This window comes from Gluconobacter sp. P1C6_b (assembly GCF_018811945.1).
GTDB lineage: Bacteria > Pseudomonadota > Alphaproteobacteria > Acetobacterales > Acetobacteraceae > Gluconobacter.
Window position 1 is genome coordinate 206,666 of the sequence record NZ_JACRVU010000001.1, and the last position, 25,136, is coordinate 231,801.

Below are 25,136 nucleotides of genomic sequence, written 5' to 3' on the forward strand. Positions count from 1 at the left end.
GATGCATTCACCATGTTCGAAGGCCGGATCACGTCTCCCGCCGCGCGGCGCCGCGCCTGGTGGGACAGTCTGTTCGTGGACCACTCCATCTTCCGGCTGGGCTGGACCAATCTCGCCCCCGTCGTGCCGGGCAAGGTCTGGCGCTGTAATCATCCCACGCCCGCGCGCCTGCGCAGCCTGACGCGGCGCCTGCATCTGAAGACGCTCGTGAACCTGCGCGGGCATCGCAAATGCGGCTCGGATGCGCTGTCCCGCGGGGCCAGCGCCAAGCTGGGGCTGGCCCATCTGGACATGGCTTTCGAGAGCCGGGGGGCACCACACCGCGACCGCATTCTGCGCTTTTACGACATGTACCAGACACTCGCTTTCCCCATGCTCATGCACTGCAAGTCCGGTGCGGACCGGGCGGGTCTGGCATCAGGTCTGGTGCTGATGTTTGAAGGCGGCACGGCGCAGGACGCGCTGGGGCAGTTGCACTGGCGGTTCGGGCATTTCAACCGCTCGCGCACGGGCATTCTGGACGCGTTTTTCCTGCGCTATCAGAAGGAAGCCGAAGGGCGTGTGCCGTTTCTGGACTGGGTCCGGGACGAGTATGACGAGGACCGTCTGCGGGCCGATTTCAAGGCCGGGAAGCTGGCGTCTTTCGTCAATGACAGCATCCTGCGCCGGGAATAAGGCTCAGTCCGGTTTAACGTCTGCCGGGCCGAGAGAGCGGATCAGGTCCAGCATCCGCTTACGGACCGCAGGGTCCGGGATGCGGTAATAGGAGCGCACCAGATCGACCGTCTCGCGGCGGCTGAACAGGGCGGCTTCGTCCACCGGGAGATCGAACAGGCGTGGCGGCGGTGCAGCAGGAGCGCGTGGCGGTGGAGCTCCGAATGCCGACTGCGTTTCGGCAAACCCGGTGACGGGGGCCTGCGTGGCGGACGTCGGCGTGGCGGACGTCTGGCCGAAAGCCGGATTGAATGTCGGAGCGGAACCGGAAAACGACCGTGGCGCGCTGGACGGCGCGGACGGCCGTGCCTCCTGCATATCATCGAAAAAGAAGCCGATTGGCACATCCAGAACCTGCGCCAGATCGTACAGGCGGCTGGCACCCACACGGTTGGCGCCGCGCTCGTATTTCTGGATCTGCTGGAAGGTCAGTCCCAGAGCCTCGCCCAGCTTTTCCTGCGACAGCCCCATGAGTGTACGACGCAGCCGGATGCGGTTGCCGACATGGACGTCCACCGGTCCGGCCGCAGCGGAACTACGGGATTCAGGGCGGGCGCGATCCGGGGAGGAATCTTTTTCTGACACATGTAAATGGTTAATAAGACAACCCTGGATTGTCAATGTTAACCTTTATACACCCCCAGGTCCCAGTCGCGCTTCTTCCGTTCCGTGGGGACGAGCGCCAGAACCATGCACAGGATCGAAAGCGCAAGCGGCGTGGCGCGGCCGAAGCGGGAAAAGAAGGTCGGGGGGAGCGGTGACGGGATGTCACTGACCAGCACGTCGGCCCGGCCCCAGCCCAGACGGGCGGTTTCATGCCCGGTCGCGTCATAGATGGCGGAAATGCCGGTATTGTTGGCGAAGACGACCGGAAGCCCCTCTTCCACGGCCCGCATCCGCCCCGTGGCGAGATGCTGGCGGGGGCCGGCGCTGTTGCCGTACCAGGCGTCATTCGAGATCGTGACGAGCCAGTTCGGGCGCTCATTGCGGGCCGTGACGGAGCCCGAGAAAATGATCTCGTAGCAGACCATCGGGCCTACGCGCCCTATTCCCGGCAGATCCCATGTCTTCAGGCCCGGCCCCGGTGTCAGGACGCCCGGCAGGACGTTGAAGGGCAGGATCCAGGGCTGGTATTCCCCGAACGGGACGAGGCGGCTCTTGTCGTAGATCGCCGCGATACTGCCATCAGGAGCGACGGCAATCAGGCTGTTGAACCAGTCCTTGCCGGATTCACGGTCCGAACCGATCAGCGCCGGGGCGCCATCGGCGGCGCGGGCGATCATCTGGCGGGCAAGTGCGTCTTCGTCCAGCAGGCCGGGGAAGCCGGATTCCGGCCAGATCACCACGGGCGGACGACCGCCCTGCGCGAAGGCTTTCTGTGCGCCCTGCGCAGTCAGGTTCAGATAGCGGCGGAAATTACCGACCGCGTCGGCATGGCTGATGACTTCGGCTTCGGGCACGTTGCCCTGCACCAGCACGGCGCGGGGATTGGTAATGTTCAGCGGCATGACGGACGACAGGCGCCATGTTCCTGCGGCGATCCACAGCACGGACACAGCCAGCACGGCCACAGCCGCGCGTCTGCCACGGAACAGGGCGAGAGAGCCGAGCACCAAAGCGAGCGACAGGCCGTCCACGCCCAGAACCGAAGCCGGCTGGATCATGACGTCTCCGGCGAAACCCGGGAGTTCCAGGTCACTTCCCAGCGGGTTCCACGGAAAGCCCGAGAACATGAAGACGCGGCCCATGTCCATGACGGTCCAGCTTCCCGCGAACATCAGCACGCGCCGCCAGCCGGGCCGCACTACGCGACACAGGATCGCCGGGACGCAGATGAAGGGGGCGATCAGTAGCGCCACGCCGGGGGATGCGAAGGGGACGACCCACCAGAATTCATGGACACGGGTGAGGATGGCGTTGGTCAGCCAGTAGAGCCCGACCGTGTGGAATCCCATGCCGAACAGGAAGCCGCACCAGGCCGCCTGTTTCCATGACCGCGCGTCTTCGGACGCGCGATAGAGGATCGTCAGTCCCACGGGCAGCAGGAACAGGGCGTGCACCGGCGGCAGGGACAGGGCTGCCAGCCCACCGGCGAACAGCATCAGTCCGGCCAGGCGCCAGCCACGGACAGGGAGCGTCGAAATCATGAAGGAACCGTCCGGCTGACGAAAAGGCTGAAACAGAAAAACAGCCGGATCGTGAGGATCCGGCTGCGGGAAAGCTCAGTCGAGGGCGTCGCGCAGGCGGCGCTCGTAATGGCGGTAATACTTATCCGCCAGAAGTTCGCTTTTCACCAGAACGGCGACGTCCGTGGTGTTGAACTGCTCGTCCACGACCGCGCCGTCGCCGACATAGCCACCCAGTCGCAGATAGCCCTTGATTAGCGGGGGCAGCTTGTTGAGGCAGGCGCGGTAGTCGAGCACATGCGGATCGGTCCGCTGCATTTCCACATAGCGGTCCGGAAGCGCGCGGATGCGCAGGGCCGGCGGGGCCAGGTGGTTGTGATGCATGTAGGTGAGCTGGTCGGCCAGGGCGTCCGGGTCCGTGCCCGGAAGACTGCCACAGCCGAACAGCACGTCAATCCGGTGCAGGAAGATGTAGGACGCAATCCCGCGCCACAGGAGCTGCATCGCGGAGCGGCCGCGATATTCCTTCGCCACGCAGGACCGCCCGACTTCAAGCAGGCGACCGGGAAATTCCGTCAGGGTGGAGATATCGTATTCGGAGGACGTATAGAAACGCCCGACCTTCTCGGCAGCATCGGAGCGCAGCAGACGGTAGGTGCCGACGACGCCGGCGGCGCCGGGGCCTTTGGCGTGGTCGATGACCAGAAGGTGATCGGCGGCCTCATCGAATTCGTCCACGTCACGCTTGGTGCGGAAGGCACGCTCGTCGGGGCGGGCGCCGAGTTCTTCGAAGAAAACACGATAGCGCAGGGCCTGTGCGGCGTCGCGTTCCTCGGCCGTCTCGGCAATCCGCACCCCCAGCGTGCCGCCGCGCAGTTCCTGAAAGCCGCCTTCGCGGTTCAGGGAAAGCGTGGAGAGCGTCTCCATCTGGCGCAGCGTTTCCTCGCTGCTGGCCAGCGTATGGGGTGCCGGAGTCGATGCAGGAGTCGAAACTGAAGCGACAGTGGCGTCATCTGGAACGGAAAGGGGTGTGCCAGCCGGTTTGGTGGTCATGATCCGCTCTTGTTTCTGTTTTCTGAAGGAGATTTTTTCCTGTCATCGGGTTCGGCGCGGCGGCCGAACAGTTCGATCCGATGCGAGACAAGATCAAATCCCAGACGCTGGGCAAGCTGGGCCAGAAGACGGACCGGCTCCTCGTCCTCGAACTCGATGACGCGGCCACTGTCCACATCGATCAGATGATAGTGATTGCCGCTGTCACTGGCTTCGTAACGTGCACGACCGCCGCCGAAATCACGGCGTTCAAGGATGCCCTTTTCTTCCAGCAGGCGGACCGTGCGGTAGACCGTTGCCACGGAAATGCGGCTGTCGATCTCGGACGCGCGGCGATACAGCTCCTCGACGTCCGGGTGATCGTCAGCCACGGACAGGACATGGGCGATCACCCGTCTCTGCCCGGTCATCTTCAGGCCGCTTTCCACACACAGGCGGGCAATGTGCGAATCATCCGGCACAGGGGAAGACGGGGCCTTCCGATTCCCTGGGCCGGCGCGTCTCTCGGCGATTTTCGTATCTGCGACCATATCTGCGGCCTAGCCGAAAAACAGGCGTCTTGTCCACTTCGTGGCGCCTGTCAGGCTTTTCCTGCCGCCGGGATGAAGAAACCGGCGGCAGGAAAAAGCGGCTCTCAGTCTTCGCGACGACGGCCGAGGCCGATCTTGCGGGCCAGGGACGAGCGGTGGTTCGCGTAGTTCGGCGCAACCATCGGGTATTCCGGCGGCAGACCCCAACGCTCGCGGTATTCCTGCGGCGTCATGTTGTAAGCGGTCTTGAGGTGACGGCGCAGCAGCTTCAGCTTCTTTCCGTCCTCGAGGCAGATGATGTAGTCCGGGAAAACCGACTTGCGCGGCGAAACGGCCGGCACAGGCTTTTCAACAGGAGCCTCTTCCGGAACGTTCACCGTTGCAAGAGAGTCATGGACGGACCGGATCAGGGCCGGAAGAGCGTCAGCCGGAATATCGTTGTTCGATACATAGGCCGTAACGATCTGCGCGGTCAGCTGATGCAGTTCGGGAGCATTTGTCTCTTGCGACATTGTAGTTAAGTCCTTCATCCTTGAGCGAGTGAGCATGTAGCAGTCATAAATTGCCCAGTTCAAGCATAAAAAGAAAGAAACATGTGCGTGACAGAAAATGAAACATTTTTCATAGATATAACTGAAAAAAAATGCCCCATGACCACAGTATATGTCCGAACAAAACTCGACACCATGACTTCCGGGCAGAGACTTGAGGTCCGACTTCGCGGAACAGAGACACGGAAGAATGTTGGCGCGTCGGTAAAGGCACTCGGTCACGCAATTCTGGCGGATTCACCTGTTACTGACAGCCCGGATCTTTACTGCCTGACCGTCAAACATCGCTAGAAACAAGTACCAGGGCGTCGCTTCCGTCCCTGTAATAAGCGCGACGGAGCCCCGCTTTTACAAAACCACACTTCTCATACAGCGCAGCTGCCTGATTGTTACAGACTGCTACTTCCAGAAATACTTTACCTTTGCGCAGAACGTTCTGCACAAGAGCCTTACCGATGCCACGGCGCCGGAAATCCGGGTGTACGGCCAGGGTCAGGATTTCCGTCTCGTCCAGAATGGTCCGCGCAAGAATGAAGCCGACGGGGACAGTGTCGATCACGGCAAGCGTCGCTTCAGTCCCGGGGCCTGAAAGCAGGGCGGCAAATGAAGTTGCGTCCCAGACTTCTCCGCCGCGAAACGTGACTTCATGCAGCGCACCAAGAAGCGGCGCACATTCGATCCCCATGACCCTTAACTGGAAATCCTTTTCAGGACTGTTCACAGTGGCGCAGGCCTCAGACCGGCAGCGGGGGGCTTTGCTTCGGGGGGATCGACATAGAGCGGCATCAGCGGACCGGGCGTGACGCCCTGTGCAGCCTGTATGATGCCCAGCGCATAAGGCGCCTCGCAGGGAAGCACGGGACAGAGCCAGTCGGTCTTTTCAGAAATGGCGTCGCCCGTCACACAGGCCCAGCCTGCAGGATCGAGATCAACAATCTGGCTGGCTGTGACCGGACCGTGCGGCGGATCCACGAAAACCCGGCCACGACGGGCGATACTCACACAGACGGCGTCCGGACGGGCGAGTGTGGCGCGAATGGCCGCCCCCAGCGTGACACCGATCGTGGGACAGTTCCAGCCTGCCGCCAGTCCTGCCGCCAGCGACAGGGAAGACCGCAGGCCCGTGAAGGAGCCCGGCCCGATGACGGCAACGATGCGATCAGGAGCCGTGGTCCAGTTGTTCTGCGCCAGCAGCTCACGGATGGCGGGCGCGAAATGCTCGGACGCGCCGCGACCGGCCATCAGTTTTTCCGCGACGATACGCCCGTCCTCGACGAGCGACACCAGACTGGTCAGGCCGGTTCCAGCCCCTGCCCCGTTGAAAACGACTATCCTTACAGACCCCGTCTTTACAGACACAAACACGCCTCTCCGAAGTCCAGACGGGGCGCGCGGGGTTCGGCATGGTCGGGGGCGGGCTCGTTTTCCGCCGGATAACCGAGGCCCACGAGGAAGTTCACGCGCCAGCCGGTCGCGTTCAGCAGCGTGTCCTCGACCATGAAGCTGTCGAAACCGGACATCGGCATGGCGGACAGGCCAAGCATCCGGGCGGCCATGATGAGATAGGCGCCTTCCAGCGTGCCGTTGCGAAAGGCCGTCTCGTCGGACAGGCCCACATCGGCGGCGAACCAGTCGCGCAGGCCTTCCTGCGGGTTCAGGCGGGGGAGCGCCTCGAAAAACAGCGGATCATGACAGACGACGGCCAGCACCGGGGCCGCCATGGCACGGGCCACATTTCCCGGCGACAGGGCGGGGCGGATGCGCTCGCGGGCATCCTGCGTCGTGAGAAAGACGAAGCGACCCGGTGAGCAGTTGCCGGAGGTCGGCCCCAGCTTCACCAGATCATACAGACGGCGCAGGACATCCTCCCCGACCGGGCGCGGCGAGAAGCTGCGCGGCGTCCGGGCCTGCGTGAACAGGGCTTCCGCGCCCGGAACCGGTGCGCAATCAGGGACTGTCTGGCCGTCCATAGTTCAGTCCTCGACCTGTTCGACCGAGACGACTTCGGGAACATAGTGCCGCAGCATGTTCTCGACGCCGTGCTTCAGGGTCGCGCGGGAGGACGGGCAGCCGGAGCATGCGCCCTGCATGGCCAGATAGACCACGCCGTCCTTGTAGCCGCGGAAGGCGATGTCGCCGCCGTCACCGGCAACAGCAGGGCGCACACGGGTATCAAGCAGATCCTGGATGCGGCTGACGACTTCGGCGTCTTCGGGCGACACGTCATGTTCCGGAGCAGACTGCGTGCCAGACAGAACCGGACGGCCGCTTTCGAAGAAAGTCGTGATCGTGCCCAGGACGACGGGCTTGAGATCGCCCCAGCTGATGTCGTCGGACTTGGTGACGGAGACGAAATCGCCGCCGAGGAAGACGCGGCGCACGTTGGGCTGGTCAAACAGCGCGGTTGCCAGTTCGGAGCGTCCGGCAGCGACATCCGCATCGCCGAAATCGACGGGACGGGCATCGCCGGTCACGCTGCGGCCGGGCAGGAATTTCAGGGTGGCGGGGTTGGGAGTGTCTTCGGTCTCGATGAACATCGTGGTCATGTCCTTGCGTTCCAGTCGCCCTGACATGTGCCACTTCTCCCCAAGGTGCAAGTGTCGGGACTGCATTGGTCCGACTTCCCGTGTTTTTAACGGCAGGCCGGATGTTTTCAGACCTGTTCGCCCTGCCCCTCGGTTTTCCTTGCCGGAGAAGGGAGTCCCCGGGGCAGGATGATGGTTGCACGCAGGCCGCCATAGCCTCTCGAGGCATCTCCACGCCCCAGAACCAGAGAGCCGCCCTCGCGCGCGATTTCACGCTGGACGATTGCAAGCCCCAGCCCGATTCCCCCCGTAGCGCGCGAGCGCGACCCTTCCAGACGGTAGAACGGAGTCAGGACGCGTTGGTATTCGCTTTCGGGGATGCCGGGACCGCTGTCGCTGATGGCGATTTCCAACGCGCCGTCCTCGCGGGTGCGGAGGGTGGCGAGGACATTGCCGCCATAGTTGATGGCGTTTTCGATCAGGTTCGACAGCACGCGTTTCATGGCGAGCGGACGAACATGGACCAGAGCGCGGTCCGGCCCTTCGTAACGGGCCTCGTGCCCGCGATCGACATGGTCGTCCACGAGAGTTTCAAGCGTGGCGACGATATTGATGGTGCGGGGCACTTCCGGATCATCGGCGCCAGCGAGATACGCCAGAATGCCGTTCACCATGGCTTCCATTTCGTCCAGATCGGCCTCGATGGCGGCCTGTGCCTCCCCGTCGTTCAGGAAACCACAGCGCAGACGCAGGCGGGTTAGCGGCGTGCGCAGATCGTGCGAGACGGCTGCCAGAGCCTGTGTGCGATCATTGATGAGGCTCTGGATGCGGTCCTGCATGGCGTTGATGGCATGGGCCAGCCCACGCACTTCGGGTGGTCCGCGTTCGGCCAGCGGCACCCATTTTTCACTGGAGCCGATGCGGTCCGCGACCGAGACCAGCGCACGGAGCGGCATGCTGAGACCACGGATCAGCATGGCCGCCGCAATGGCCACCGCACCCGCTGCGATGGCGGCCGAGGCGAGACCGCGCGTAACACGGTGATGGCCGAGCATGCCGGGCACGCGGAAATGAATGTAGCTTCCGTCCGGCAGGCGTTGGGAGCCCAGCACGTCCGCGCTTCCCGGTCCCAATGTGTAGAGGTCCAGATGGGCCTGTTCGAGAATGGGATCGTCTGCGGTCAGACGCCTGACGAGCTGCGTGAGCGCGACCGGGTGATGGCCCGGCAGCGCAGGCGTGATCGAGGCGGGCTGCCACGCCACGCTGAGTTCGCTGCCCGAAAGCATGACGGCCAGAAAGGATCTCTGGCTGACGGGGGCGGCGGCGAGAACGCGCAGATCCGTGCTCAGCGCCTCGCCCAGCTGGGCGATGCGCACGTCATCAACGATGTAGGTCTCTGCCTGACCGTAGAAAATGGCGTTCGTCAGGAACACCAGTGTCACTGCGACGGCCAGGACAACGCAGACGCGCCCGACCAGCCCCAGCGGCCACAGCAGAATGCGATTCTGGATGTTCAGACCCGTTCAACCTCGGCAACAAAGATATATCCGAGGCCGCGCACGGTGCGGATCAGCTGATCGGCGTCCGAACCCAGCTTGCGACGCAGACGGCTGACGAGAACGTCGATGCTGCGGTCCGACACGTCGCCCAGACGGGTCCGCGACAGTTCCAGAAGCCGGTCACGGGCGATGACCCGCTGAGGGTTGTCGAGAAAGCTTGTCAGCAGATCGTGTTCCGCGCCGGAAATATCGACGGTGGCCCCGGACGGGTCCGTCAGTTCACGGCGGCGCAGGTCGAGCGTCCAGCCCGCGAAACGCAGCGTCTCACGACGGACGCGCTCCTGCGGGGCGCCGGTCGCAATGCCACGACGGAGAACCGCACGCACGCGCGCCAGAAGTTCGCGCTGGCCGAAAGGCTTGGGAACATAGTCGTCCGCACCCGATTCGAGACCGTTCACGCGGTCGCGTTCCTCGCCACGGGCCGAGACCATGATGATCGGCACCTGGGCCGGCGGGGTTTCGTTCTCATGCGTGGCGCCCTGCCCGCTGCGCAGCGCGCGGCACAGTTCGATGCCGCTTTTGCCCGGCAGCATGATGTCCATGATGATGAGATCGACGGGAGCCACTTCGAGCGCAGCCCACATCTCGTCCCCGCAGGCAACGCCACGGGCACGGAAACCGCCGCCCTGAAGGGCACGGAGAATGAGGGTCCGCATGCCCGCGTCATCTTCGACGACGAGGATACGGGCGGGAAGATCGGGGTCAGAAAGATTTGGCACCATGTCTTTTCCATAGTCTCCACAGGGTTGGCATCACAAGCAACAAATCCTGACAACAACTGTTCCCGATACTTTAGCGCTCATGACGAAAAGAGATTAGCATCGTACAGTACAACGCATCACGGCCATGCCCGTTCTGCTGGCCCGTTTCATGCGTTCAGTCGGAGTCGCCCATGTCACGAGTTTCTCCCGGCGTCGTCAGTGGCGCCAGTTATACGGCCCTGATCAAGGCCTGCCACGAAGGGGGCTATGCCCTTCCCGCCATCAATGTCGTCGGCACCGACAGCGTCAACGCGGTTCTGGAAGCGGCTGCCCGCAACGGATCGGACGTCATCATCCAGGTTTCCAACGGTGGCGCGCGGTTTTATGCGGGCGAAGGCCTGCCGGATGCCCATCGGGCCCGTGTGCTGGGCGCGGCGTCCATGGCGCGTCATGTCCATCTTCTGGCGAAGGAATACGGCATCGCCGTCATTCTCCACACCGATCATGCCGACCGCAAGCTGATCCCCTGGCTCGACGACCTCATCACGATGAGCGAGGACGAGTTCAAGGCGACCGGAAAGCCGCTGTTCACGTCCCATATGCTCGACCTTTCCACGGAACCGCTGGAAGAAAACCTGGCGACTTCGGCTTCCATGCTGAAGCGTCTCGCACCTCTGGGCATGGGGCTGGAAATCGAACTGGGCGTGACGGGTGGCGAGGAAGATGGCATCGGCCATGACCTCGAAGAGGGTGCAGATAACGCGCATCTCTACACGCAGCCCGAGGACGTGCTGAAGGCCTGGGAGCTGCTCTCCCCGATCGGGACGGTGTCGATCGCCGCGTCTTTCGGCAATGTTCATGGCGTTTACAAGCCGGGCAATGTGCAGCTTCGCCCCGAAATCCTGAAGAACTCGCAGGATGCCGTTCAGAAGGCGACGCAAAGCGGTCCCAAGCCGCTGCCGCTGGTCTTTCATGGCGGATCAGGGTCCACGATTGCGGAAATCGACGCGGCCGTCTCGTACGGGGTGTTCAAGATGAACCTCGACACCGACATCCAGTTCGCGTTCGCGCATGGTGTGGGCAGCTATGTTCTGGAACATCCGGTGGCCTTCCAGCACCAGATTGATCCCGGCACCGACAAGCCGATGAAGTCGCTCTACGATCCGCGCAAATGGCTGCGCGTGGGTGAGAAGTCCATCGTCGAGCGGCTGGATGAAGCCTTCGAGATCCTGGGCTCCAAAGGCAGGTCCGTCGCCCGCAAATCCTGACGGGACCGGCGTTCAGGAGGCTTTGGCCTCCTGAAAGGGTTTCCGGGCTTCAGGGGCCGGGCGTGGCCGAAGCGAGCTGCGCCTTGGCCACATCGCGGCTGTCGGGCAGTGCGTCTTCCCATCCGCCACCGAGCGCATTGTAAAGCCGCGTCAGATTGGTCGCCAGCGTGGCATCGCTGTTGGCGAGGTCGAGCTGGGCGGACTGGAGCTGCGCCTGAGCGTTCAGGACGTTCAGATAGTTCGTCAGGCCGCTGCGATACTGGCTCTGGGCCAGCGCGAGTGCCTTGCCGTTGTCGTTGACGGCGTTCTGCAGCCCCTGACGGTGCAGCTGTTCGTCGCGATACGCGATCAGGGCGTTGTCCACGTCATGCCAGGCCTTGATGACCGTCTGCTGATAGGAAATCGCGGCCGCCTTCTGTGCGTATTTCTTCAGCTCGAGCTGGCCGTACAGACGGCCGCCCTGGAAGATCGGCAGGGAGATGGACGGGCCCACGTTCCAAGCGCGGGCGTTCCAGAAGCCCAGATCCCGGAAGGACAGGGTCTGAAAGCCGAAATCGGCGTTGATCGTGACCTTCGGATAGAAATCCGCCGTGGCCTCGCCCACTTCGGCCACAGCACCGCGCAGACGGGCCTCGGCCTCGCGGATATCCGGGCGGCGGTGGGCCAGCTCGGACGGAAGACCGACGGGCACGACCGGCGGGACGACCGGGACGCCGGCGTTCTTTTCCAGTTCGGCGTTCAGGCTTTCCGGTGGCGCGCCCAGAAGCAGGGCCAGCGCATTTTCTTCCTGCGCCACGGCCTGTTCGAGCTGCGCTTCCTGACCCTGCGTATCGTGCAGGCGGGCCTGTGCGGAATCCACGTCCAGTTCCGTCACCAGACCGCCGCGATAGCGCTCCTGCACAATGGTGGCGATCTGGGTCAGAATCTGGATGTTGTCGCGCAGGATCTTCAGGCGCTGCTGGTCGCCGCGCAGGCTCATATAGCCATGTGCCATATCGGCCTGCTGGGCGATGAGGACCGAGCGACGCTCTTCATCCGTGGCCTGAAGGTCGGCCTTGGCGGCATCGTACTGATGCGCCACGCGGCCCCACAGATCGATTTCATACGTCGCATCGATCGCGCTGCGCCACTGGTTCAGCAGCGGGATGGTCGCCCCGCCAGCCGCGTTCTGAAGCATCGGCCCAACGGTGCTGCCGATCGAGCCGCCTTCGGATTTCGCGATGCCGCCCGCGACATGGCCGATGATTTCCTGCAACTGCTTGGTGCTGTACTGGCTGCGCTGGTACGAGCCCGAGGCGCTCAGGGCCGGGAAGCGTTCGGCACCCGCCATGATGAGCTGCGCGCGGCTCTGCGCCAGATTGGCGGTCGCGAGGCGGAAGGACAGGTTCTGGTTGACCAGACGGTCTTCCAGCGACGTCAGTTCCGGATCGTGGAAGACCTGCCACCAGTGACTGTCGGCCTTCATCTCGCTGACGATGCTGTCAGGCGCCCCAGCTGTATGGTCGGCGTAATGCGCCGGCGACCAGGGCTTGGGCGCGTGGTATTCAGGCCCCACCATGAGGCAGCCGGACAGGGTGAACAGGGCGCAGCCGCAAAGCAGCGCGCGGGAAGTGAAGGCTGCGCTCACAAAGAAACTCCTGAGGCGGAAATGATCTTGCGGTGACCGACCGGTTCGGTCAGCATGTCAGGAACTCGACCTGACGGACAGAAGGATCTCTCGCTCACATGACGGGCATCATGGACGACGGCAGAGCGGGCACTTCCGCCGGGGCCGATGAGGCCGGCAGCGCCGATCCTGCGGGGTGCGCCAAGCGCGAACAGATCCTGAAAGGTGCCGGAACGGTTTTTCTGGCGAATGGATACGAAGGGGCGTCCATGTCCCGCATCGCGCAGATGGCAGGCGTGTCCAAAGGGACGCTGTACAACCATTTCGATGGCAAGGCGTCCCTGTTCTCCGCGTTCTTCGAGGAGCAGGCCCGCTGCCGCCTCGCGCCCATCGAGGCTCTTTCGCGCGGTGAGGGACAGTCCATCCGCGTGACGCTGGTCCGGTTTGCGGACATGGTCGTCCATCTGCTTGTGTCGCCCGTGGCGCTGGGGCTGTACCGCATCATCGTCGGCGAGGTCGATAAATTCCCCAATCTGGCCGACACGTTCTGGCGCTACGGCTTCGACCGGACGCTCAGCAACCTGACGGAATACCTGACGCGCAGCGTGGCCCGCGGTGAGCTGGACATCGCCGATCCGCGCCTGTCGGCCGAGCAGTTCATGCTTATGTGTCAGGTCAGTATCGTACAGCGGCGCCGGTTCGGGCTGCCGGTCGACGACAGCGATGCCGCCATCGCGAAGTTCGCCGCCTTCACCGCCGACAGCTTTCTGAAGATGTACGAACCGCGCCATCAGTGACCGCCGCCCGAGGCCTGGGCCTCCTTCTTGCCGTTGGGTGACAGCAGGAAGCACAGCGGCACCACGAACAGCGCGATCACGCCGATCCAGTCGAACACCTCGTTATAGGCCAGCATGGCGACCTGCGAGGTAAACTCCTGAAAAAGCCGGTAAATGGCGAAGCTGTGCGCCTGCGCGGCTGGCAGACCATGGGCCTGCGCGACCTGTTGCGCGTTGGCAATATAGGCATTGAACTCCGGGTTGGCCGGGGTCATGTGGTCCGTCACATAGGTCTGATGCCGCTGCCGGGTCTCGATGATGGCGGCCGTGGCGAGCGAAATCGCCAGCGAGCCGACATAGTTCCGGGCCATCGAGAACAGGGCCGAGGCATCGGAGTTCAGCTCGCGCGGCAGGGTGGAATAGGCGATCGTCGAGATCGGCACGAACAGGAAGGCCAGAGAGGCCGTCTGGCTGATGCGGTAGAACATCAGATGTCTGAAATCCGTCCCGGCATAGAGGTTCGAGGCCTGGAACATGGCCATGCCCATCGCGAAGAATCCGAATGCGATGAGGTAGCGCATCTGGATGAACTTCATCAGCCGCCCCACGATCGGGATCAGACAGATCACCGCCACGCCGCCGGGGGCGAGCAGCAGGCCGGAATTCGTCGCGGTGTAGCCGAGCACCTGCTGGGCGAACTGCGGAACGATGATGGCGGAAGCGTACAGTGTGGCGCCGACCATCGAGATCAGCAGCATGCCAGTCGCGAAGTTGCGGTCCTTGAGGACCGACAGGCGGACCAGCGGGTTCTTCGCATAGCACAGCCAGACGATCGCCCCGATGACGCCAATGGCGCCCAGAATGCCCATGGTGACGATGAAGGGCGAGCCGAACCAGTCGTCATCCTCGCCGCGGTCGCACATGACTTCGAGGCAGCCGAGGCCCAGCGTGATCAGGCTGATGCCGATCACGTCCACCTTCTCGCGCTTCCTGCGCTCCCACGGAGGGTCTTCGACGAAGGCTGTCACGGCCATGACCGTGATGATGCCGAAGGGCACGTTGACGAAGAAGATCCAGCGCCAGGAGAAATTGTCCGTCAGGTAGCCGCCCAGCATCGGGCCCAGAACCGGACCGACGATGGTGGCGATGGCCGTCAGGCCGAACGCCGCGCCGCGCTTTTCGGGCGGGAACGTGTCGAGAATGATGGACTGCTGGCTCGGTTGCAGGCCGCCTCCGAAGAAGCCCTGCATGAGCCGGAACACCACCAGCATGGGCAGCGACGTCGCCAGTCCGCACAGGAAGGACGAGACGGTGAACATCGTGATGCAGATGAGGAAGTAGCGCTTGCGGCCGAACAGCCGCGACAGCCAGCCCGAAATCGTCAGGACGATTCCGTTCGCCACCAGATAGGACGTGAGCGCCCAGGTGGCGTCATCATACGAACTGCCGAGCGACCCCGCGATATGCGGCAGCGCCACGTTGACGATGGTGGTGTCCAGCACCTCCATGAAAGCCGCCAGCGTGACCGTGACGGCCACAAGCCACGGATTATGACTGGGTTTCCAGTCCTGATGCCCGGCAGTATCGCTCATTTCACATAGACCGTCGGCACGACAGACAGACCAAGGGCCAGCGGGATGTTCGGATCAAGCCCGCTGTCCAGCACGATCTTCACCGGGATACGCTGCACCGTCTTCACGAAGTTGCCGGTCGCATTCTCCGGAGGGAAGGCGCTGAAGGATTCACCCGAGCCGAGTTGGATGGAATCGACGTGGCCGTGCAGTTTGAGCTGCGGATAGGCATCGACTTCGATGTCCACCTTCTGGCCCGGACGCATATGGGTGAGCTGCGTTTCCTTGTAGTTCGCTACGACCCAGACTTCCGGCTCGACGATGGAGAACATCTGCTGGCCGGTCTGCACGAAATTGCCGCGCTCAACGTTACGCTGGGAAATCCAGCCGTCATGCGGGGCGCGGACTTCCGTCCATTCCAGGTTCAGACGGGCCTGCACCAGATCCGCATTGGCCGAAGCGAGAGCGGCCTGTTCCTGCGAAACGCGGGCATCGGCATTGGCCACGTTTTCCTTGACCGGCTCAGCCTGCGTGAGCTGACCCTGGGCCTGAAGCACGCGGGCTTTGGCCTGATCCAGTGCGGCGCGGGCGTAGTCGATGTCCTGCTGCGACGTCGCGGCACGGGCCACCGAGCGCTGGCGGCGGTAATCGGCTTCAGCCTTGACGAGCTGCGCCTGTGCCGCAGCAAGATTACCCTGTGCGGTGACGAGCTGTCCCGGGAAGTTCTTGTGCGCCACGGCCAGCATCAGCTGGTATGCGTCGATATTGGCTTTCGCCTGCGACACGGCGGCTTCGGCCTTGTTCAGGGACGCTGCATAGTCGCGGCTGTCGATCCGCACGAGCAGGTCGCCCGCATGGACGAACTGGTTGTCGTTCACCAGAAGCTGCGTGACGTAACCGTTGACGTGGGGCGCAATGGCGATCTTGCGACCGGCCGTGTAGGCGTCATCCGTCTCGATATTGTTGCGGGTCAGGAAAAGATAGGCCCCGATACCCACGAGAACCAGAACCACCAGCAGGATCAGCGCGACACGGACAAGGGGATGGCGCTTTTTCTGCGGCGTTCCGTTCTTGTCGGATGTCGTGTCACCCTGCGCGTGATCGGCCTGATCGCCTTGCGCCATAATGTTTGTCTCGCTTTGAAAACAGGTCTGTCAGATCGTGACCGGATGTGCTGTGCGGGGCCTGGAAACCCTCTACTGACCGATCGGTTCGGTCATCCATGACATATCGTCTCACGGGCTTCAAGCTGGAAAAAACTGATCCGTTTCCATTCTTTCGTCAGCCCCGCCCCTTACGCCCCCGGCTGATCCAGAAACTCCCGCAGACGGGAGAGACCCTCACCGAAGTGCCGTCGCTCACTGCCCCCCTGCGCCCCGTTCCCCAGCCGCAGCAGCCAGGAGGGATGGGCAAGTGCCAGACGCCGGACGGCTTTTTCGCCTGTCCCCACGGTCCATGACGTTCCACGCACATCCGACATCGCCATGCCCGGCCCGTCCAGCGCCCTGAGCGCCGTGGCGCCCAGCGAGACGATGAGTTTGGGACGAATCAGCGCGATTTCCTGCTCCAGCCACGGCCGGCAGGCCACCACATGCGCTGCATCCGGGTTCTGATGGATGCGGCGGCGGCCCTGAAGACGGAAGCGGAAATGCTTGACGGCATTCGTCAGATACAGCGCGCCGCGCTCAACCCCGGCCTCTCCGAGGGCCTCATGCAGGAGCTGCCCCGCCGGACCGACGAAAGGACGTCCGGCCAGATCTTCCTGATCGCCCGGCTGCTCCCCGACCACCATGATACGTGCCTCTGCAGGCCCCTCCCCGACCACGGCCTGCGTCGCCGGACAGTGCAGCGGACAGGCCGTGCAGGTCCGGACCTGAGCAGCCAGCCCCTCAAGGGTCTCCGCCATGTCCGGCACCTGTGTGACCAGACGTGTTTCACGGGCCCGCAGGCGCTCATGAAAAGCCGGTGCAGGCTGGAGCTCCTGTTCCGCCATTGTCCGCACCCTCGCTTCGGCTCCGGCAACGAGCTGCGGGATCAGGCGGGTTTCCGGAAGGTTCTTCCAGTAACGGCCGGGCATTTCGCGGCGCATCGCTTTCGTGCGCACACGCGCCGGATTGAAGGTCGAGGCATAATAGGTGTCCCACAGCTCCCCGAAACCATCATCCAGCTCCGGCCGCTCGCAGGGTTCCGGACTGTAGACTACCTCTTTCCCGTCCCAGCGGATCGATCCGCGCGGGGTGAGGATCATCCAGTCCATGTCCGTAAATCGCTTCGAGAAGAACGGAGCGATGCGTTCGAGAATGTGGTGCTGCGGCTCGAACCAGGCGAGGAACCGTCGCCTCGCGTCCTGCCCCTCGCCCCGCTGGACGGGATCTTCCCGGAAGCGGAGAAAAGACGCCATCTTGTGGCAGTCCTCCCGGTTCTGCCGCACCATGATCCGCGCTTTTGCGATATCGACATCCGTCACCACGTCCAGCAGATGCGGATTCCCCTGCACCCGCCAGGCGATCCGGTAGGCAAGTGCGAACCGACCGGGATCGGAATGGCACAGCAGGTCCCGCAGCAGCGCGATGCAGGACGCCCGCAAGGTCACGGTTTTCACGACAGGCAGGGCCGTCAGCGCCTCCAGCCCGTCGCCGTTATCGGTGATCTGGCCGAAAAGATCCGTCTCCCCATCCCGGATGCGCCAGTCGAGGGCTTCGGGCGGGATCGCGCGCTGCAAGGCTGCCCGTGCCATGTCCCGCCAGGGCTCGAAATCCGCACTGTCCTCAAGAGTCAGAACATAGCGGATCACAGAAGGCTCATCTGCCGGGGCGCGGGACTGAACCGGCTGCGCAGATCCTGCCGGTCGGTCAGGCGGCCCGGACTCCAGCCCGGCGTCTGCACGAACGGGCGCACCTTGCGGATGGAGACGTTCAGCCGCGCCAGATCCTCCAGCCGTACTGCCTGATGCCGCCGCGCCCTGAGAATGGACGCCACGGCCTTGACCCCCAGCCCCGGCACCCGCAGCAGCATTTCCTTCGACGCCCGGTTCAGATCCACCGGAAACAGCGCCCGGTTGTCCAGCGCCCAGGCCAGTTTGGGGTCCAGTTCCAGATCGAGCATTCCGTCCGCGCGCCCGGCCGTCAGTTCCCCGAAGGCGAACCCGTAGAACCGGAACAGCCAGTCCGCCTGATAGAGCCTGTGCTCGCGCTGAAGCGGCGGACTTTTCGCGGGCAGCAAAGCCGAAGCGTCCGGAATGGGACTGAAAGCCGAATAATAGACGCGACGCAGCCCGTAAGAGCCGTAAAGATTGGCGCTGCTGGCCAGGATATCCTGATCGGACGCCGCATCCGCGCCTACAATCATCTGTGTGCTCTGCCCACCCGGCGAGAAGCGTTCGGCCCGGCGCCCGGTATGGCTGCGCTCCTTACCCGCGTCGATCTTCAGACGCATCTCGCCCATCGCCTGCCGGATACCCCCCGCCTTTTTCTGCGGCGCATACTGCTCCAGCCCGGCCACGGTCGGCATTTCCACATTGATCGACAGACGGTCCGCATAGCGCCCGGCTTCTTCCAGCAGGCGCGGGGAGGCATCGGGGATGGTCTTGAGATGGATATACCCCCGGAACCCGTGCTTCAGCCGCAGATCCCGCGCCACCTGTACGAGCTGTTCCATCGTGTGATCCGACGAACGGATGATGCCCGATGACAGGAACAGCCCCTCGATGCAGTTGCGCCGGTAGAACTCCAGCGTGAGCCACACGACTTCCTCGGGCGTGAAGCGGGCACGCTCCACATTCGAGGATGAGCGGTTGATGCAGTAGGCGCAGTCATAGACGCAGAAGTTGGTCAGCAGGATCTTGAGCAGCGACACGCAGCGGCCGTCCGGCGTAAAGGCGTGGCAGATCCCGTTTCCCGTCGTGGAGCCCAGGCCGCCGCTTTTGGCCGAGTCCCTGCGCCCCGACCCGCTCGACGCGCAGGACGCATCGTATTTCGCCGCATCGGACAGAATCGCCAGGCGCTGGGAGAGAGATTTCTTCATTGCATGTTCTTATTTCGTTCCAGAATACGAAGCGCAAGAAGAATCGTTAATTTAACCAGTTGTTTCCCAGTTTTCCGTTATTTCCGGGGGGCTTTTTTTAACGGGGCAGATTCAGCTTCCGTTAACCACTCCCCCCTATCCTGACTCCGCAAACCTGCACCGACGGAGAACAGATTCAATGTCATTGTCAATCAATACAAACACTGCGGCAATGGCCGCACTCCAGAGCCTCAACCAGACGACGGCTGACCTGACCAAGACCGAAAACGCGGTCTCCACGGGCAAGTCGGTCAACACGGCCTCTGATAACCCTGCAATGTACTCCATTGCCCAGAACATGACCGCCCAGATCTCGACGCTGTCGGGCGTCTCCACGGGCCTCGCGTTCTCCGCCCAGGTGCTGAACACCGCAACGACCGGCCTGTCGAGCATCTCCAGCGCACTTCAGTCGCTCGCGACCACGATCGGCACGAACACGACGGGCGTCGACAACTCGACCCTGGACGACGCCATCACCAAGACGCTGGCGTCCATCGACTCTGCTGCCACCGGCGCGAAGTTCCAGGGCGTGAACCTGCTGTCCGGCCAGACGGGCAATGGTACGACCTACACGACCCTGTCCACCGCCATGGATTCCCAGGGCACGATGTTCACCCAGAATGGCTTCGACGTGACGTCCGCGGGACTCGGTCTGACGAACCTGAGCATGGAAATGTCCGGCTCTTCGCTGGCGCTGGGCAGCAGCACCGGTACGTCCACGGCAACGGCGCTTGGCACGAACAACGTCATCCAGCTCAAGAACACGACGGCCGCAACCACAACAGCTACGCCGAGTGCAACGACGCCGTCCGTTACCTATGACTTCATCGCGGACGACCAATCGACCGCCGGACAGGGCACGGCTCTGGGTATGGTCAGCCTGGCGATCGGCGGATCAGGCTCGGACCTCGCGCTTGGCAAGGACGGCAAGCTGACAAGCTCCGGCTCGGTTACAATCAAGTCCCAGACCACGGCATCCGACGGATCGATCACCTATTCGCTGTCAAACGGAGACAGCATTGTCCAGTCCAAGGATGGCAATGGCAACTCCGTTTACACTGCCAACACGGCATTCGACTCCAATGGCAACGTTACGACCAAGTCCGTCATCACGGACGTCAACACGTCTTCCGCAGCGTCGCTGAGCACTACGGGTGGTACATCCAGCGCCCAGAGCGTCAAGCAGGTCGACCTGATGACGCAGGCTATGGAATATCAGGGTTTTGGCGTCTCCCGCGATTCCAGCAATAATCTGACGATCGCCGGAAACTCTCTTGACGCGACGTCCACGGAGATGGGTACGGTCAGCGCCGGGGCCTTCACGGCCGGTACAGCCGATACCACCACGGGCTTCACTGGCAAGGCCACCGCCGTCACCGGCGCGTCGGTTGTCAGCGCCGTCGTTCAGGCTGCAATTTCCAGCGTGACGCGCACGGCGTCCACGATTGGTTATTCCAGCACGACGATCTCCAACCTCCAGACCACGACGTCCAGCCTGTCTGACGCCCTGACGACGGGTGTGGGCGCCCTGACGGACGCCGACCTGGCAGCAGAGAGCGCCAAGCTGACCTCGCTTCAGACGAAGCAGCAGCTTGCTGTTCAGTCGCTGTCGATTGCGAACTCGCAGTCGTCCACCCTGCTCAGCCTCTTCCGCGGCTGATCAGGTTTCTGAAGGGCGCCGGTTTATCCGGCGCCCTTCAGGCCCAGACCTTGAACCCCTGCCGATATGCATGACTGCTTCAGAAGCCTGCGGCCCCATCCCGCAGCGTCTCCTGAAACAGTCTTTCCAGAAAGGAGTTTGCCTTCGTGACTTATGCATCCTCACAGTATCAGAAACAGTCCGGAAGCTACCTTTCTTCGCGGGAAGTCGAGGTCATGGCGTTCCGGCACGTCAATGCACTGCTGACGCAGGCTTCCGATCACGCGGCAAAGGTTGCAGCTCTGGCCGCCAATCTGAAACTCTGGAGCCTGCTGTCCCTGAGCGTCGAGCGGGTCGACTGCCCTTTGCCGCCTGTTCTGCGCGACGATCTGATCAAGGTCGGATCCTGGTCGATGCGTTATTCCAATTCCGCCTTCAACGCGCCGAAGGATCTGCAGCCCCTCATCGACATCAACAACGACATGATCGAAGGCCTGGCCGCTGCACCAGTGCCCCAGAACGTGGCACCCACCATGCCCGGTGCCTATTCCGCAGCCCCGGCGAGATCCTCGCTGGAACTCGTTGGCTGAAATCCGGCGGGGCTGCCTGGTTCTGCCATCCCCGGTTCTGATGTGCTGTTTCAGGGCACCGGCTCAGCCTGGCGCCCTTTTTTCATGCCCTGGCCGCAACAGGGAGTACGAGGCATTCCGTGCCCCGCACTTTTCCGCAACCTCAGGGGGTGACGGCTATCCGGTTATCCGACCGGTCGATATCCGGGATGACGTGATCGGGGTCCAGCGTGACAGCCTTGAGTCCGTCATGCACCGGTAACGAGACAACGATATCGCTGCCCTGACGCCAGGCTTCTGTCGGAATGCGGATTTCCTCCGATTTGCCATCCGCATAATCCGCCCGCAGAAGAACGGGAAGCGGGAGGGCTCCGTAATTGCGCACCTGCACGGTCGCGGGCTTTCCGGCATCATGATGGATATCGCCCAGCGCATAGTCCGGAGCAGCATTGGTGAAGTACCAGCCCCGCCAGAACCAGCCCAGATCCTCGCCCGCTTCGCTGCTCATCAGCCGAAAGAAGTCGGACGGGGACGGGTGCTTGAACGACCATTCGGAAATATAGCGCCGAAAGGCCGCATCGAACCGGACCGGGCCGAGGATCTGTTCGCGCAGAAGCTTCAGTCCATAGGCGCTTTTGAAATAGGTCACGCTGTGGCGATATTTTTCGGACACGCTGTCTGCAGCCGTCATGAGCACGGGCGCATCCGGATCGGTCAGGACGGGGACGATGTCCTGCGCGGGATTGCCGGTCCTGGGAGCGAATTCGGAATCGCGCTTGGGAGCGAACTCGCCGTTGTTGAAGTGGTCTGAGGCATACACGTCGATAAACGTGTTGAAGCCCTCGTCCATGAAGGCGTTGCGCCGTTCATCCGTGCCGACGATCATCGGGAACCAGCCGTGGCCCAGTTCATGCGTCGTAATCCAGAACAACTGCGGATCGCGGTCGCTCATGCCGTCAAAGACGATGCCCGGATATTCCATGCCCGCACCATGTCCGCCCAGATTGACGGCGTTCGGCCAGGGATATTCGAACCACTGCGACGAGAAATACTCGATGGCGTGTTTGACGTAATCCGTTGAGCGGTCCCAGCCATGCGGCCCGATCCCTTCCCGCGGATAAACCGACATCGCAAGCCGGGGCACGGCATGATAGTTCGACCAGGGCACGATCGGCGGCAGGTTGATCCGCGCGGCGTCCCAGACGAAAGCCGGCGAGGCCGCGAATGCCACGTCGCGCGTATTGCGCATGGCGTAATGCCAGGTGACTTCGCCGCTCTGCTTCAGGTGGCTTTTCGGGTCGGTGATGTCATCGAGCGTGCGGATCATGACGCGCGTGTCGCTCTGGGCTGCCTGCGCCAGACGGTTGCGCTCGGTGGGTGTCAGAACCTGTTCGGGATTGAGCAGCGCGCCGGACCCCACGAGCGTGTAGTTCCACGGCACGGTGACGCTGTAATCGAAGCTGCCATATTCCAGAAAGAACTCCTGCCCCAGATAAGGCAGTGTGTTCCAGCCGCGGCGGTCATCATAGACGCTCAGGCGCGGATACCACTGCGCGACTTCATAGATGTCGCCTTCACGTGTCGGCGTAACAGCCGTGCGGCCACCCCACGGACCAGGCAGCGTGTAGTGCCAGTCGATCTTCACGAAAGCCACGCCATGCGGATCAATCGTGCGGGGGAGCGTAAGCTGCATCCGCGTATCAGAAATCAGGGGCGTGACATCCACTTCGCGGCCACCCTGAACGACCGAGACATGCTCGATCACCATGCCGTCGGTGTGATTGCCAGCCAGATTGTGACTGCTGACGACCGCGCCGATCGCAGAGCGCGTATCGGCACGGTAGATGTTCTGATCGAGCTGGAGCCACAGGACGTCCAGCGCCTCGGGGCTGTTGTTGCTGTAGGTCACGGTTTCGGAACCGTGCAGGACGTGAGCCTGTGTGTCGATCCGCGAATGGATGACGTAATCCGTGCGGTTCTGCCAGTACTGCGGCCCCGGAAGACCCGACCCAGAGCGATAGGCGTTCGGAGCATCAGGGAGGGTCAGGGGGGCGAAGACGGCTGCCGGATCGGCGAGTGTTTTTGCAGTAACGGTCTCGGGCAGCAGGGCAGCGGGAACGAGCACGCCTCCCAGCAGAGGAAGCAGAAAAAGGCGCACAGACATCCGGGGCGGACCCTCCGTTCGGTGGTTCGATGTTACCCCGTTATAATGTCGTCAAGCGCTCCCAGATAGGATGCCAGGTCAACTTTCAGGGGCATCAGATAGGCATTGTCGTTTTTCCCGCGGATGACATCCAGCATCCGACGCGCAAAAGCGATATTGCCCTCCAGCGTCCCATCGTAATCACGCGGGAATACCACATGGTTAACGCGCTCCCAGTAACGACGGGATTTATCGCCCAGAACGGGAGAAATGCCCCAGAACACCGTGTCGTCCCGCAGCCAGTCCATGCAGTATTCGAGCATCGGAATGTCGAACAGCGGCTGGGTGAAGAACCCGCAGGCTCCGGCGTCGCGCTTGCGGGCGATATCTTCGAGTTCCTGATACGGCGCGCGGCGATAGGGATCGAACACCGCATAGACCTTCAGATGCGGGGCTTCGCGGCGGTAGCGTTCGATGATCTGGGCGGAGGTGTTGGGATAGACCTTCCAGTCGCTTCCGGCTGGTGGCGGATCGCCGGCGACGACGAGGATGGACGTCAGTTCCGGACGGTCCGCGCCCGGCAGCGGCGCACCCGGAGCGATATCGACGGCACGGATATGCGGGATGACCTCAAACGGCGCCTGTTTCGTGACCAGAGAGGCGGCATCGTAGCTACGCAGGGGGAAGCGCATCAGGTCCGGAACATTCAGCGTGCTGACCTGCGGCAGGACATCGCGCACGGTCTGCACATCCGTCAGCAGGGCCTCTGCCGAACGCGGAACCAGCTCAACCGAAACGCGGGTCATGAAGACGCTTCCGCAACCGCCTGCGTTGCACGGGCGGCCTGAAGCGTGTTGTGCAGCAGGCAGGCAATGGTCATGGGTCCCACACCGCCCGGAACCGGCGTGATGTGACCGGCGATCGGAAGCGCTTCATCGAACGCCACGTCACCGACCAGACGGGTCTTGCCGTTTTCGGCCGGAACACGGGTGATGCCAACATCGATCACGGTCGCTCCCGGCTTGATCCAGTCGCCACGGACCAGCCCGCTCTTGCCCGTTGCCACGACCAGGATGTCCGCTTCCCGGGCCAGTTCCTTTGTGTTGCGGGTGTGGATATGGGCGACCGTAACCGTGCAGTTCTCCTTGAGCAGGAGCTGTGCCATCGGCTTGCCGACAAGGTTGGACGCACCGATCACCACGGCATGCTTGCCGGTCATGTCCTCATGGACGGATTTGAGCAGCATCAGGCAGCCCAGCGGCGTGCAGGGCACGATTCCGTCGATCCCGAGCGACAGGCGGCCGGCATTGACCTCGCCCAGACCGTCCACGTCCTTGTGCGGGGCAATGGCGTTCGTCACCGCAACCGGGTCGATCTGGGCCGGGAGCGGAAGCTGCACCAGAATACCGTGGATCTTCGGGTTGGCGTTGAGCTGGGCGATCAGGTCCAGCAGTTCATCCTGCGACGTGCTCTGCGGCAGCATGTGCATGAACGAGCGCATGCCCACGCGATGGGTCTGGATCGCCTTGTTCTTCACATAGACTTCAGAGGCCGGGTCATTACCCACCAGAACAACGGCAAGGCCGGGAATGGTATTGCCCTGCTCGACGAATTTTGCCACTTCACGCCCCACCTGATCAGTCAGGGCGCGGGCGATGCCCTTGCCGTCAATGATCTTGCCATCAACGATCTGGGATGCCGGTTCGGAAGGCTTCTCGGGGGACAACATGCTCATGGGCACTC

General features: G+C 62.9%; 25 protein-coding genes. 6 read left to right on the forward strand and 19 right to left on the reverse strand.

Going from position 1 to position 25,136, the window contains the following annotated elements; translation table 11 throughout:
- Nucleotides 1-12 precede the first annotated feature (12 nt).
- Complete coding sequence (locus tag KP701_RS00940) at nucleotides 13-675, forward strand: tyrosine-protein phosphatase (protein WP_215745295.1); 663 nt, start codon at nucleotides 13-15, stop codon at nucleotides 673-675.
- A 3-nt stretch (nucleotides 676-678) separates the two neighbouring features.
- Here KP701_RS00940 and KP701_RS00945 read toward each other — a convergent pair whose 3' ends face one another.
- The 5 genes from KP701_RS00945 to KP701_RS00965 all read right to left on the reverse strand — a co-directional run bounded on the left by KP701_RS00945 (nucleotide 679) and on the right by KP701_RS00965 (nucleotide 4,935).
- Entirely contained in the window at nucleotides 679-1,230 is a 552-nt protein-coding gene (locus tag KP701_RS00945) for a helix-turn-helix transcriptional regulator (protein ID WP_215745296.1), read from the reverse strand.
- 107 nt (nucleotides 1,231-1,337) lie between these two features.
- Complete coding sequence (gene lnt / locus KP701_RS00950; protein ID WP_215745297.1) at nucleotides 1,338-2,861, reverse strand: apolipoprotein N-acyltransferase; 1,524 nt, start codon at nucleotides 2,859-2,861, stop codon at nucleotides 1,338-1,340.
- A 75-nt stretch (nucleotides 2,862-2,936) separates the two neighbouring features.
- Nucleotides 2,937-3,767 carry a GNAT family N-acetyltransferase gene (locus tag KP701_RS00955; protein WP_215745449.1) on the reverse strand — a complete coding sequence of 277 codons (831 nt, stop codon included), beginning with the start codon at nucleotides 3,765-3,767 and terminating at the stop codon, nucleotides 2,937-2,939.
- A gap of 122 nt (nucleotides 3,768-3,889) precedes the next feature.
- Nucleotides 3,890-4,423: a Fur family transcriptional regulator gene (locus tag KP701_RS00960; protein ID WP_215745298.1), complete on the reverse strand. Its 534-nt coding sequence runs from the start codon at nucleotides 4,421-4,423 to the stop codon at nucleotides 3,890-3,892.
- Between the two features lie 104 nt (nucleotides 4,424-4,527).
- Nucleotides 4,528-4,935, reverse strand: coding sequence for a MucR family transcriptional regulator (locus tag KP701_RS00965; protein ID WP_011252343.1), 408 nt, complete (start codon nucleotides 4,933-4,935; stop codon nucleotides 4,528-4,530).
- 81 nt (nucleotides 4,936-5,016) lie between these two features.
- On the opposite strand from KP701_RS00965, the gene KP701_RS00970 reads away from it, so the two are divergent.
- Entirely contained in the window at nucleotides 5,017-5,265 is a 249-nt protein-coding gene (locus tag KP701_RS00970) for a sulfurtransferase TusA family protein (RefSeq protein WP_215745299.1), read from the forward strand.
- Here KP701_RS00970 and rimI read toward each other — a convergent pair.
- The 6 genes from rimI to KP701_RS01000 form a co-directional block, all read right to left on the reverse strand.
- On the reverse strand, nucleotides 5,252-5,659 hold the full coding sequence (gene rimI / locus KP701_RS00975; RefSeq protein ID WP_215745300.1) for a ribosomal protein S18-alanine N-acetyltransferase: 408 nt from the start codon (nucleotides 5,657-5,659) through the stop codon (nucleotides 5,252-5,254). The two genes, KP701_RS00970 and rimI, sit on opposite strands and share 14 nt — an antisense overlap.
- Before the next feature lie 32 nt (nucleotides 5,660-5,691).
- Nucleotides 5,692-6,339, reverse strand: a complete 648-nt coding sequence (gene tsaB, locus KP701_RS00980; RefSeq protein WP_371818858.1) for a tRNA (adenosine(37)-N6)-threonylcarbamoyltransferase complex dimerization subunit type 1 TsaB — start codon at nucleotides 6,337-6,339, stop codon at nucleotides 5,692-5,694.
- Entirely contained in the window at nucleotides 6,324-6,944 is a 621-nt protein-coding gene (locus KP701_RS00985; protein WP_215745301.1) for a malonic semialdehyde reductase, read from the reverse strand. The genes tsaB and KP701_RS00985 overlap by 16 nt, the downstream gene beginning before the upstream one ends.
- Before the next feature lie 3 nt (nucleotides 6,945-6,947).
- Nucleotides 6,948-7,511, reverse strand: a complete 564-nt coding sequence (locus tag KP701_RS00990) for a NifU family protein (RefSeq protein WP_215745451.1) — start codon at nucleotides 7,509-7,511, stop codon at nucleotides 6,948-6,950.
- Nucleotides 7,512-7,627: 116 nt separating this feature from the next.
- Entirely contained in the window at nucleotides 7,628-8,992 is a 1,365-nt protein-coding gene (locus tag KP701_RS00995) for an ATP-binding protein (RefSeq protein ID WP_215745452.1), read from the reverse strand.
- Between the two features lie 20 nt (nucleotides 8,993-9,012).
- On the reverse strand, nucleotides 9,013-9,780 hold the full coding sequence (locus tag KP701_RS01000; RefSeq protein ID WP_041111363.1) for a response regulator: 768 nt from the start codon (nucleotides 9,778-9,780) through the stop codon (nucleotides 9,013-9,015).
- 170 nt (nucleotides 9,781-9,950) lie between these two features.
- Between KP701_RS01000 and fbaA the strand changes: the two genes are divergently transcribed.
- Nucleotides 9,951-11,027 (forward strand): class II fructose-bisphosphate aldolase, encoded by a 1,077-nt coding sequence (gene fbaA / locus KP701_RS01005; RefSeq protein WP_215745302.1) that lies wholly within the window; start codon nucleotides 9,951-9,953, stop codon nucleotides 11,025-11,027.
- Between the two features lie 49 nt (nucleotides 11,028-11,076).
- Here fbaA and KP701_RS01010 read toward each other — a convergent pair whose 3' ends face one another.
- Nucleotides 11,077-12,654: an efflux transporter outer membrane subunit gene (locus tag KP701_RS01010; RefSeq protein WP_215745303.1), complete on the reverse strand. Its 1,578-nt coding sequence runs from the start codon at nucleotides 12,652-12,654 to the stop codon at nucleotides 11,077-11,079.
- Between the two features lie 98 nt (nucleotides 12,655-12,752).
- On the opposite strand from KP701_RS01010, the gene KP701_RS01015 reads away from it, so the two are divergent.
- The gene (locus tag KP701_RS01015) at nucleotides 12,753-13,430 is read left to right on the forward strand and encodes a TetR/AcrR family transcriptional regulator (RefSeq protein WP_215745304.1); all 678 of its coding nucleotides are present in this window, start codon (nucleotides 12,753-12,755) and stop codon (nucleotides 13,428-13,430) included.
- Here the strand turns inward: KP701_RS01015 and KP701_RS01020 are convergent.
- The 4 genes from KP701_RS01020 to KP701_RS01035 all read right to left on the reverse strand — a co-directional run bounded on the left by KP701_RS01020 (nucleotide 13,424) and on the right by KP701_RS01035 (nucleotide 19,003).
- Nucleotides 13,424-15,001, reverse strand: a complete 1,578-nt coding sequence (locus tag KP701_RS01020) for a DHA2 family efflux MFS transporter permease subunit (RefSeq protein WP_215745305.1) — start codon at nucleotides 14,999-15,001, stop codon at nucleotides 13,424-13,426. The genes KP701_RS01015 and KP701_RS01020 overlap by 7 nt on opposite strands.
- Entirely contained in the window at nucleotides 14,998-16,104 is a 1,107-nt protein-coding gene (locus tag KP701_RS01025) for an HlyD family secretion protein (RefSeq protein WP_215745306.1), read from the reverse strand. The genes KP701_RS01020 and KP701_RS01025 overlap by 4 nt, the downstream gene beginning before the upstream one ends.
- 170 nt (nucleotides 16,105-16,274) lie before the next feature.
- Nucleotides 16,275-17,774 (reverse strand): UdgX family uracil-DNA binding protein, encoded by a 1,500-nt coding sequence (locus KP701_RS01030; RefSeq protein ID WP_215745307.1) that lies wholly within the window; start codon nucleotides 17,772-17,774, stop codon nucleotides 16,275-16,277.
- On the reverse strand, nucleotides 17,771-19,003 hold the full coding sequence (locus KP701_RS01035; protein ID WP_215745308.1) for a putative DNA modification/repair radical SAM protein: 1,233 nt from the start codon (nucleotides 19,001-19,003) through the stop codon (nucleotides 17,771-17,773). Before KP701_RS01035 ends, KP701_RS01030 begins: the two co-directional genes overlap by 4 nt.
- A gap of 178 nt (nucleotides 19,004-19,181) precedes the next feature.
- Between KP701_RS01035 and KP701_RS01040 the strand changes: the two genes are divergently transcribed.
- Nucleotides 19,182-20,702, forward strand: a complete 1,521-nt coding sequence (locus KP701_RS01040) for a flagellin (protein WP_215745309.1) — start codon at nucleotides 19,182-19,184, stop codon at nucleotides 20,700-20,702.
- 146 nt (nucleotides 20,703-20,848) lie between these two features.
- Nucleotides 20,849-21,271, forward strand: coding sequence for a flagellar biosynthesis regulator FlaF (locus KP701_RS01045; protein WP_215745310.1), 423 nt, complete (start codon nucleotides 20,849-20,851; stop codon nucleotides 21,269-21,271).
- Nucleotides 21,272-21,413: 142 nt separating this feature from the next.
- Here the strand turns inward: KP701_RS01045 and KP701_RS01050 are convergent, their stop codons facing one another.
- Genes KP701_RS01050 through folD form a run of 3 tightly spaced genes read right to left on the reverse strand, consistent with a single transcriptional unit; the run spans nucleotide 21,414 to nucleotide 25,128 of the window.
- Nucleotides 21,414-23,414: a M1 family metallopeptidase gene (locus tag KP701_RS01050; protein ID WP_215745311.1), complete on the reverse strand. Its 2,001-nt coding sequence runs from the start codon at nucleotides 23,412-23,414 to the stop codon at nucleotides 21,414-21,416.
- 32 nt (nucleotides 23,415-23,446) lie between these two features.
- A complete protein-coding gene (locus KP701_RS01055) occupies nucleotides 23,447-24,199 on the reverse strand; it encodes a methylenetetrahydrofolate reductase (RefSeq protein ID WP_215745312.1) in 753 nt (250 codons plus the stop codon).
- Nucleotides 24,196-25,128, reverse strand: a complete 933-nt coding sequence (gene folD, locus KP701_RS01060) for a bifunctional methylenetetrahydrofolate dehydrogenase/methenyltetrahydrofolate cyclohydrolase FolD (RefSeq protein WP_215745313.1) — start codon at nucleotides 25,126-25,128, stop codon at nucleotides 24,196-24,198. The genes KP701_RS01055 and folD overlap by 4 nt, the downstream gene beginning before the upstream one ends.
- Nucleotides 25,129-25,136 lie beyond the last annotated feature (8 nt).